This is a genomic window from Pseudomonas sp. FYR_2 (genome assembly GCF_043106425.1).
GTDB classification, from domain to species: domain Bacteria; phylum Pseudomonadota; class Gammaproteobacteria; order Pseudomonadales; family Pseudomonadaceae; genus Aquipseudomonas; species Aquipseudomonas monteilii.
In genome coordinates this window covers 1-8,139 of sequence record NZ_JBICMM010000023.1, presented here as the reverse complement: position 1 = coordinate 8,139, position 8,139 = coordinate 1, and the positions used below count along the sequence as shown (strand labels likewise).

12 protein-coding genes are annotated in these 8,139 nt (G+C 62.1%); 9 read left to right on the top strand and 3 right to left on the bottom strand.

Annotated elements, in window-relative coordinates:
• Window positions 1-14: 14 nt before the first annotated feature.
• Window positions 15-875: a DUF6279 family lipoprotein gene (locus tag ACF8R4_RS11835; RefSeq protein WP_060498686.1), complete on the bottom strand. Its 861-nt coding sequence runs from the start codon at window positions 873-875 to the stop codon at window positions 15-17.
• A gap of 129 nt (window positions 876-1,004) precedes the next feature.
• Here ACF8R4_RS11835 and ACF8R4_RS11830 point away from each other — a divergent pair, with 129 nt between their 5' ends.
• Window positions 1,005-1,841 carry a S1 RNA-binding domain-containing protein gene (locus ACF8R4_RS11830; protein WP_016711920.1) on the top strand — a complete coding sequence of 279 codons (837 nt, stop codon included), beginning with the start codon at window positions 1,005-1,007 and terminating at the stop codon, window positions 1,839-1,841.
• A 6-nt stretch (window positions 1,842-1,847) separates the two neighbouring features.
• On the opposite strand, the gene ACF8R4_RS11825 is transcribed toward ACF8R4_RS11830, so the two are convergent.
• Window positions 1,848-2,228 carry a hypothetical protein gene (locus tag ACF8R4_RS11825; protein ID WP_060498687.1) on the bottom strand — a complete coding sequence of 127 codons (381 nt, stop codon included), beginning with the start codon at window positions 2,226-2,228 and terminating at the stop codon, window positions 1,848-1,850.
• A gap of 370 nt (window positions 2,229-2,598) precedes the next feature.
• Between ACF8R4_RS11825 and ACF8R4_RS11820 the strand changes: the two genes are divergently transcribed.
• The 3 genes from ACF8R4_RS11820 to def all read left to right on the top strand — a co-directional run bounded on the left by ACF8R4_RS11820 (window position 2,599) and on the right by def (window position 4,428).
• A complete protein-coding gene (locus tag ACF8R4_RS11820) occupies window positions 2,599-2,778 on the top strand; it encodes a CsbD family protein (RefSeq protein ID WP_060498688.1) in 180 nt (59 codons plus the stop codon).
• A gap of 157 nt (window positions 2,779-2,935) precedes the next feature.
• The gene (locus ACF8R4_RS11815; protein WP_060498689.1) at window positions 2,936-3,895 is read left to right on the top strand and encodes a YihY/virulence factor BrkB family protein; all 960 of its coding nucleotides are present in this window, start codon (window positions 2,936-2,938) and stop codon (window positions 3,893-3,895) included.
• Window positions 3,892-4,428 (top strand): peptide deformylase, encoded by a 537-nt coding sequence (def, locus tag ACF8R4_RS11810; protein WP_016711916.1) that lies wholly within the window; start codon window positions 3,892-3,894, stop codon window positions 4,426-4,428. Before ACF8R4_RS11815 ends, def begins: the two co-directional genes overlap by 4 nt.
• On the opposite strand, the gene ACF8R4_RS11805 is transcribed toward def, so the two are convergent.
• Window positions 4,383-4,751 carry a GNAT family N-acetyltransferase gene (locus tag ACF8R4_RS11805; RefSeq protein ID WP_060498690.1) on the bottom strand — a complete coding sequence of 123 codons (369 nt, stop codon included), beginning with the start codon at window positions 4,749-4,751 and terminating at the stop codon, window positions 4,383-4,385. The two genes, def and ACF8R4_RS11805, sit on opposite strands and share 46 nt — an antisense overlap.
• A gap of 357 nt (window positions 4,752-5,108) precedes the next feature.
• On the opposite strand from ACF8R4_RS11805, the gene ACF8R4_RS11800 reads away from it, so the two are divergent.
• The 5 genes from ACF8R4_RS11800 to ACF8R4_RS11780 form a co-directional block, all read left to right on the top strand.
• Window positions 5,109-5,366: a DUF2790 domain-containing protein gene (locus ACF8R4_RS11800; RefSeq protein WP_016711914.1), complete on the top strand. Its 258-nt coding sequence runs from the start codon at window positions 5,109-5,111 to the stop codon at window positions 5,364-5,366.
• 216 nt (window positions 5,367-5,582) lie between these two features.
• Entirely contained in the window at window positions 5,583-6,008 is a 426-nt protein-coding gene (locus tag ACF8R4_RS11795) for a nuclear transport factor 2 family protein (protein WP_104835366.1), read from the top strand.
• A gap of 44 nt (window positions 6,009-6,052) precedes the next feature.
• Window positions 6,053-6,397 carry a YciI family protein gene (locus ACF8R4_RS11790; protein ID WP_016711912.1) on the top strand — a complete coding sequence of 115 codons (345 nt, stop codon included), beginning with the start codon at window positions 6,053-6,055 and terminating at the stop codon, window positions 6,395-6,397.
• A 21-nt stretch (window positions 6,398-6,418) separates the two neighbouring features.
• The gene (locus ACF8R4_RS11785; protein WP_104835365.1) at window positions 6,419-6,904 is read left to right on the top strand and encodes an SRPBCC family protein; all 486 of its coding nucleotides are present in this window, start codon (window positions 6,419-6,421) and stop codon (window positions 6,902-6,904) included.
• A partial coding sequence (locus ACF8R4_RS11780) for an RNA polymerase sigma factor (RefSeq protein ID WP_060498693.1) occupies window positions 6,904-8,139 on the top strand: 1,236 nt, incomplete at its 3' end. The genes ACF8R4_RS11785 and ACF8R4_RS11780, both read left to right, overlap by 1 nt.

Here is an 8,139-nt window from a genome sequence, read left to right as displayed (position 1 = left end):
CCTGCAAAGCACAATTATCCCCTCAAACACTTCAACTCACTGAAATCCGTCCGCACCTTGCCCAACCTATCCTGCAAAAACCGCCGCTGTTGCGGCGTGCTCTGCTGCACCAGGTCCACCAGTAAGCTCCGGGCCTGCCGCTCGGTATTCTGAAACGCCGCACGATACGCCGGCGTCCACAAACTCTCCTTGCGCTGCAGCAACGTCGCCAGCCGCGGCTCGAAACTGGCGTCATTGCGCTGGTTCATCGCCAGCAGCAATTGCTGCTGCCAGTGGGCGCGGTTGGCGATCCATTCGCGGTTATGGTCACCCAGCGCCTGCGACCAGGCCTGCACCCGCTGCTTCTGCACCGGCGTCAGTTCCCCCAGCCATGGCGTCAGGCGTTTTTCCATGCGCTCGGTACGGCGGGCGATCTGTTTGGCCAGCGGTGTATCCACATACTGCTTCTGCCGCTCGCTGATGTCGTCGCGAAAGGCATCACGCATTTCCGCCACTTGGATGTCGCTCATGCCACGCAGCAGTTCAGTGGCCGACGGGGTGATGGCTTCTGCCACCCGGCCAATCGCCTCGCGGGCCTCATGGGTACGTTGCTGCAGGGCTTGGTCGGTCACCTGGTCGTCAGCGACCATGCCGCGTACCCGGTCCAGCCAGTCGAGGTAACCGGGCAGCTGGGTCTTGCAATGCCAGGCCAGGTGCTCGCGCAATCGGTCGTCGAGCATGGCTTTCTGCTCGCGGTTCATGTCCAGGTAATCGCCCAGCGACCACGGCACCAGGCGATCGAGGTTGCGGTAGGCCAGGTCGATACGGCTGCAGGCGGCCAGGGCCAGGGCGAAGCCGATAGCGACAAGCAGGGCTTTGGACAGGCGTGCAGGCATGTGCTGTTCCTTCCCGAATCGGGCCAGATCGTAGACGCAGGGAGCACGGACGGTTCCACTGCATCAGCGGTCGGACGGTGTGATGGCTTCAGGTGTAGAATAGCCCCCTTGTCTTGAGGATCATCAGAAATGGCTCTGCTTGGGCGTTACAACAGTTTGCAAATCGTGAAGCACGTGGACTTCGGCCTGTACCTGGACGGCGGTGCCGACGGCGAGATCCTGCTGCCCGGGCGCTACATCCCGAAAAACGCCGAAACCGAAGTCGATGACTGGCTGAACGTGTTCATCTACCTGGACAGCGAAGACCAGCTGATCGCCACCACCGAAAAGCCCAAGGTGCAGGTCGGCGAATTCGCCAGCCTCAAGGTCAAGGACATCAACGGTGCCGGCATCTTCCTGGACTGGGGCCTGTCCAAGGACCTGCTGATGCCGTACTCGGAAGAGGCACGGCCGCTGAAGATCGGCGACTACTGCGTGGTGCACGTCTACCTCGACAAGCGCACCCGCCGCATCACCGCGACTTCACGCCTGGACCGCTACCTCGACGTCACACCGGCTGACTACAAGGTCGGGCAACCGGTCGAGCTGCTGGTGGCCGGTGAAACGCCGATGGGCTTCAAGGCCATCATCAACAACCGCCACTGGGGCCTGATTCACAAGAACGAGGTGTTCAAGTTTCTGCGTTCGGGCATGCACGAGAAGGGCTTCATCAAGGAAGTGCGCCACGACGGCAAGATCGCCCTCAGCCTGCAGCCAGTGGGCGCGGCCCTGTCCGACAGCCTGCAAGAGCAGATCATGGCACGCCTGGAGGCTGAAGGTGGGGTGTTGGGCGTGTGCGACAAGAGCGACCCGGCGCTGATCAGCAAGCTGTTCAACGTCAGCAAAGGCAACTTCAAGAAGGCCATTGGCGGGTTGTTCAAGCAGGGCCTGATCGTCATCCATGACGACCGTATCGAAAAGGTCTGACTGCCCTTACGCCTGCACGAAGTTGCGAAAATCCAGCTGCTCGCCACCCGGACGGGTGTCGCGCAGCAGCGAGTCGCGGTCAGCGCTGAGGGCCAGGCTGATGGTCGAGCGGCGTTTGCCGGGCTTGCGCACTTCCATCTGCTCCAGGTGAGCCTTGAGGAAATTGGTGGGCACCTTCAGGTGCTGCAGCTCATCGCTTTCTGGCGTGTGCAACAGCAGGTTGACCCAGTCGGCCTGGCCTTTGCCCAGCAGCTTCACGGGTACTTCGAACCACCACAGGTTGCGTTTGTTGTCCAGGATGGCGAACAGCGTGTTGTTGCTGTTCAGCACCGGTTTGGCCAGTGCTTCGTTGCGCCGGGCGATGGCGGCGGGTTTGTCGAGTTTCATGCAGGTTCCTGCGGGTTGACGCTATGAAGGCCTGCATTGTGAGGGGTGGCACTGGGCGGGGCAAGGTTTGATGAAGACCTTTGCGTTGGGGCTGACGCGGCAGAAGTTGTGCACCTCCACGCCGCTCAAATGCGCGCCTTGGGTATCGCGCACCGCCAGCCCAGGGCGGGTGGTGCTGCGCACGTGGGTGCCGAACTGGCCGGGCAGGGCTGATGGCATCGCGCGGGCGCAGGGCCGATTCGGTGCGGTATTCGCCAGTATTTTTACCGCTTGGCGCACGCGTTACAAATCCGTTGAAACTCCTGGCGAGGGCGTTGGGTCCACCGACTGTCGACACGGTTCACGTGTCTCCCATTGCAGGAGTTTTGCCATGAGCGGTACTACAGACAAAGCGAAAGGCCTGGCCAACGAAGCGATCGGCAACATCAAGCAGGGCGTCGGCAAGGTGACCGACAACGACAAGTTGCGGGCCGAAGGCAAGGCGCAGGAGCTGAAAGGCGAGGCGCAGCAGATCAAGGGCAATGTGAAGGATGCGGTGAAGAAGCCTTGATCTGAAGCGGGCTGACCCAGCCTGTTCGCGTCTGACCTGCGCGAACAGGCTGGTATTTACGTAAGCAAATTCTTCCAGCACGGCCGGGAGCAGCACAGCAACCGCATGGTCTATTAGACTTGTTTGTTGTAATGATCAAGCGGCGAAAGGAGACGCTATGATTTTCCCCGACCTGCGCGGTCTGCCCCTGCACCGCGTGCTGGTACGCACCGTCAAGGAATTCCTCGACGACGAGATGTCCACCTATGCCTCCGCGCTGGCTTACCAAGCCTTGTTTTCGCTGTTCCCCTTCTTGCTGTTCCTGATTGCCCTGATCGGTTTCCTGCACCTGCCAGATTTCTTCTCCTGGCTGCGCCTGCAAACCGAGCTGGTGCTGCCGCCCCAGGCACTGGAGCAGGTTAACCCGGTAATCGACCAGCTCCAGCAGTCCAAGGGCGGGCTGCTGTCAGTGGGTATCGTGATTGCCCTGTGGACCGCGTCGGCGGGCGTGCGCCTGATGATGAGCGCCATGAACGCCGCCTACGACGTGCCCGAAGGGCGACCGGTATGGAAGCGCATACCGCTTTCCATCATTTACACCGTGGGCCTGGCCGGCATGCTGCTGGTGGCGGCGGCGCTGATGGTGCTGGGGCCGCAGGTGATGGAGTGGATTGCCTCACAGGTGGGCATGCAGGAGTTCATCGTAACGCTGTGGACCATCCTGCGCTGGCCGGCGATCATCATCCTGCTGATGGTGGCCGTGGCGGTGATCTACTACGTGATGCCCGACGTGAAACAGAAGTTTCGCTTCATCACACCCGGCTCGGTGCTGGCGGTGGTGGTGTGGATCGTGGCCTCGCTGGGCTTTGCCTACTACGTGAAAACCTTTGCCGACTACAACGCCATGTACGGCAGCATTGGTGCAATCATCGTGCTGTTGCTGTATTTCTATATCTCGGCTGCCGTATTGCTGTTGGGCGCCGAAATGAATGCGGTGATCGAGCACATGTCAGCCGAAGGCAAGAACCCGGGCGAAAAAGATTTCAACGGCGAAAAGCCCAAGGAAACCTTGACGGTGCTGGGCCACGAGCACCCCAACCCGAACGCGTCCGATACTGTCGAGCCGAACACCAGATGATCCGCGACATTCTTAAAATGGGTGATGAACGCCTGCTACGCATCGCCCCGCCCGTGCCCGAGCACCTGTTCGGCACGGCCGAACTGCAGCAACTGATCGACGACATGTTCGAAACCATGCGGCATGTGGGCGGTGTCGGCCTGGCCGCGCCGCAGATTGGCGTCGACCTGCAGTTGGTGATCTTCGGCTTCGAGCGCAGCGAACGTTACCCGGATGCCGAAGCGGTGCCGCAGACCATTTTGCTCAACCCGGTCATCACACCGACCTCCACCGAGGTCGAGGACGGCTGGGAAGGCTGCCTGTCGGTGCCTGGCCTGCGCGGCGTGGTGCCGCGCTTCAAGCACATCTGCTACGAAGGGGTCGACCCCCAGGGCAACCCGATCAACCGCTTTGCCGACGGCTTCCATGCAAGGGTGGTGCAGCACGAGTGCGATCACCTGATCGGGCGGCTTTACCCGTCACGCATTCAGGACTTCGCCAAGTTCGGTTACACCGAGGTGCTGTTCCCGGGGCTCGACGTCAGCGACGACTGAGCCCGCTCCAGCGCTACCAGGCGTTTGCTGCGCTGGTAGCGCAGCAGGCGGCTTGCCAGGCTTTCGGGCAGTTGCCCGGCCATGTGGAAACCCAGGCGCTGATAGAAGGGCACCAGGTCCGGGTGGCAGAACAGCCAGGTTGGGCCATTGGCCTGCTCCAGCGCCGCTTCGATCAAGCGTCCGGCCATCCCCTTGTTGCGCTGTTGCGGGTCGACGAACAACCCGGTCAGCCAATAGCCATCGCCCACAGGGCTCAGGCTCAAGCCTGCAATGATACCCGGCGCCCTCGCCACCCACAGTTGCGCATCGCTCGCAGCACGCATGCGCGAGCCGTGCTGACGGTAAAAATGGTCTAGCAGCCGGCGTTCTGTCTCCGAAAGCGTCGAGCAGTGAAGATATTTTAATGAAATGGCGAGTCCTGCCCTGAAAGCTGGCCAGAGGCTCTGGCTTGATGGTTTGCGGCCAATTTGACGCAGATTGTTGCAAATCCGGCAAGGGTGAATATCCGACTGCGGGGTTCAACTATTGCCAAGCGGGAGTAGACTTTTACACATCCCCCCTGGCAGTACGAAGCGGGATCGGTACTTCGTGCCATCTTCACCGTAGATGGCAACTTCTCCGCGCCGTTCACGGCAATAGAAGTCAATCGATCAGCTTGAATGCTCAAAAGGCAAATCCACATGAAACCATTACTGATTCTTGCATTGGTCGGTATGTCCTCGTTCGCCCTTGCCGATGAGGCCACCCCCGTCTCCAGCCAGCCTGTGGCCCAGCAGTACGACTACTCCATGAACCTGGACATCAAACGGGTGATCAACCTGTCGACCATCCCCAATGTCTGCGAAGTGGTACCTGCCACGATGACCTATGAAGACCACCAAGGCCAGGTGCATACCATCCAGTACCGGGCCATGGGTGAGGGTTGTCAGCAAGGTTGAAGCTGAAGCGATCCCTGTAGGAGCGGCTTTAGCCGCGAACACCTGCGCAGCCGGTGCCATCCACCTCGGTAGATGGATCGCGGGGACGCCCGCTCCTACGGACTATAAAGCCTCTGCTCGACAGAAAATTTCCAACACCTGTCGATTCCTCCGCTCTCCGTTCGACCATAGGTGAAGGCACCACCGTGCCCCCCATGACCTGTCGGAGGAACCCCGATGAGCACCGCAGCCGAAACCGAGATTCGCCAACTGATCGAGCGCTGGATGCAGGCCGTGCGCGATCGCGACATCCCCAACATCACCGCCCCCTATGCCGATGACATCGTCGCCTTCGATGCCATCCAGGCCCTGCAATTCAAGGGCAAGGCTGCCTACACCGCGCACTGGGAAATGTGCATGGGCATGTGCACCGGCCCCATGGTCTTCGAACTGGCCGAACTCACCGTACACGCCGCTGGCGACCTGGCCCTGGCCCACTGGCTGAACCGCTGCGGGCCGGGCGATGACGAAAGCCAGTGCGGCTTCATGCGTGCCACCGTGGGCTATCGTCGTCAGGGTGGCCAGTGGCAGGTGATCCATGAGCACTGGTCGGCGCCGTTCGACATGGAAACCCAGAAAGCCCTGTTCGATCTCAAGCCCTGAGCCGTTATCGCCAAACGCACTTTGCCAATACCCTGGAGGCGACCATGAAATACCTGTGCCTGGTCTATTGTGACGAGGGGCTGCTGCACAGCCTGCCCGACAGCCCGGAAGACGCCGAGTGCATGGCGTATGCCGAAGCCATCCAGGGCTCCGGGCGAATGCTGGCGGCCGAGGCGCTGAAGCCTGTGCAGACCGCCACCACGGTACGCGTGCGCAACGGGCACATGAGCCTGACCGACGGCCCGTTCGCCGAAACCAAAGAGCAACTGGCGGGTTTTTACCTGGTGGAGGCCCGCGACTTGAACGAGGCGCTGAACATCGCCAAGGGTATTCCTGCCGCACGGGTCGGTAGCGTCGAGGTAAGGCCCGTGCGCCAACTGCAACCCTGACAGCAAAGGAGCACAACAATAATGAGCCTTGCCCAACCTGCACCTGCCCAACACGAGTTGTCCATCAGCCGCTTGATCGATGCGCCCCCGGCCAAGGTGTTCCGCGCCTGGACCGAGCCCCAGTGGCTGATGCAGTGGTGGGGGCCGCACGGCATGACCACCCCGGAGTGCGAGATGCAGTTGTGGGCCGGCGGCCTGTTCCGCACCCTGATGCGCGCGCCGGATGGCAGCGAGTACCCGAACCAGGGTGTGTTTCTGGACATTGCCGCACCACGGCGGCTGGTGTTCACCGATGCCTTCGGCCCCGGCTGGGTGCCCTCGAACAAGGCCTTCATGACCGCCGTGATCAGCTTTGACGAGGAGCAAGGCAAAACCCGCTACACCGCCCGCGCCTGGCACTGGAATGCCGCCGACTGCCGGGCCCATGAGGAGATGGGCTTTCACCAGGGCTGGGGAGAAAGCCTGGACCGCCTGGTGGAGGTGGTGACCCAGCGGATGCCCGACTGATGGCGGCACTGGCCCAAGTGCGCGCCGAAGTCGAGGCGGTGTACCGGCGGGAGTCGCGGCGCATTTTGGCAACGTTGATCCGCTTGCTGGGTGATTTCGACCTGGCCGAGGAGGCCATGCATGATGCCTTCTTCATCGCCGTCGAGCGTTGGCAGCGCGACGGCATTCCTGAAAACCCAAGGGCGTGGCTGGTTTCCACCGGGCGCTTCAAGGCCATCGATGCGCTGCGCCGGCGCGCCCGTTTTAACCGCTCCCAAGCCGACCTGAGCATGCTGCTCGACGGGCAGGCACAGGACCCCAGCGAAGAAGAGTTGCTGGCCGATGACCGCCTGCGGCTGATCTTCACCTGCTGCCACCCGGCACTGTCCGCCGATGCCCAGGTACCGCTGACCCTGCGCGAAGTCTGCGACCTGACCACTGAACAGATTGCCCGCGCCTTCCTGCAAAGCCCGGCCACCATTGCCCAGCGCATCGTCCGCGCCAAAGCCAAGATCCGTGATGCCGGCATTCCGTACCAGGTGCCAGAGCTGAACGAACTGCCCGAACGACTGGAGAGCGTGTTGCGGGTTATCTATCTGGTGTTCAACGAGGGCTATTCGGCGTCATCGGGTGAGGCGCTGTTGCAGCAGGACCTGAGCGATGAAGCCATCCGCCTGGCGCGGCTGTTGGTGCAGTTGCTGCCCGACCCGGAGGCGGTCGGCTTGCTGGCCTTGATGTTGCTGCAGGCGTCGCGGCAGCAGGCGCGAACCGATGCCCAAGGCAACCTGGTGGTGCTGGAGCAGCAAGACCGCAGCCTGTGGGACCGGCAACGCATTGACGAAGGCTGCGAGCTGGTGCGCCAGGCGCTGCAAAGCCGCGCGTTCGGGGCCTATACCGTGCAGGCGGCGATTGCTGCGGTGCATGCCGAAGCATCGACGGCAGCGCAGACGGACTGGGCGGAGATTGTCGGGCTTTATGACGTGTTGCAGCGGCATTGGCCGTCAGCCGTGGTGGAGCTGAACCGGGCGGTGGCGCTGGCGAAGCGGGATGGGCCGGAGGTTGGCTTGCGGGCGGTCGAGGGGATTCTGGAGCGGGGGGAGCTGCTGGACTATCACCTGGCGCATGTGGCACGGGCGGAGTTGCACTACCAGTTGGGGCAGGTGGAGGCGGCGCGAGCGGCGTGGCGCCAGGCGCTGGCCTTGACCCGACAGGAGCCGGAGCGGCGACATATCGAACGGCGGCTGAAAGTCATTGAG

Bases quoted from the DNA above. Each gene is read 5' to 3' on its own strand.
- ACF8R4_RS11800 (WP_016711914.1), top strand. From the start codon at position 5,109: ATGAAACCATTACTGATTCTTGCATTGGTCGGTATGTCCTCGTTCGCC.
- def (WP_016711916.1), top strand. From the start codon at position 3,892: ATGATCCGCGACATTCTTAAAATGGGTGATGAACGCCTGCTACGCATC.
- ACF8R4_RS11805 (WP_060498690.1), bottom strand. From the start codon at position 4,751: ATGCGTGCTGCGAGCGATGCGCAACTGTGGGTGGCGAGGGCGCCGGGT.
- ACF8R4_RS11820 (WP_060498688.1), top strand. From the start codon at position 2,599: ATGAGCGGTACTACAGACAAAGCGAAAGGCCTGGCCAACGAAGCGATC.
- ACF8R4_RS11785 (WP_104835365.1), top strand. From the start codon at position 6,419: ATGAGCCTTGCCCAACCTGCACCTGCCCAACACGAGTTGTCCATCAGC.
- ACF8R4_RS11825 (WP_060498687.1), bottom strand. From the start codon at position 2,228: ATGAAACTCGACAAACCCGCCGCCATCGCCCGGCGCAACGAAGCACTG.
- ACF8R4_RS11835 (WP_060498686.1), bottom strand. From the start codon at position 875: ATGCCTGCACGCCTGTCCAAAGCCCTGCTTGTCGCTATCGGCTTCGCC.
- ACF8R4_RS11790 (WP_016711912.1), top strand. From the start codon at position 6,053: ATGAAATACCTGTGCCTGGTCTATTGTGACGAGGGGCTGCTGCACAGC.
- ACF8R4_RS11815 (WP_060498689.1), top strand. From the start codon at position 2,936: ATGATTTTCCCCGACCTGCGCGGTCTGCCCCTGCACCGCGTGCTGGTA.
- ACF8R4_RS11830 (WP_016711920.1), top strand. From the start codon at position 1,005: ATGGCTCTGCTTGGGCGTTACAACAGTTTGCAAATCGTGAAGCACGTG.
- ACF8R4_RS11795 (WP_104835366.1), top strand. From the start codon at position 5,583: ATGAGCACCGCAGCCGAAACCGAGATTCGCCAACTGATCGAGCGCTGG.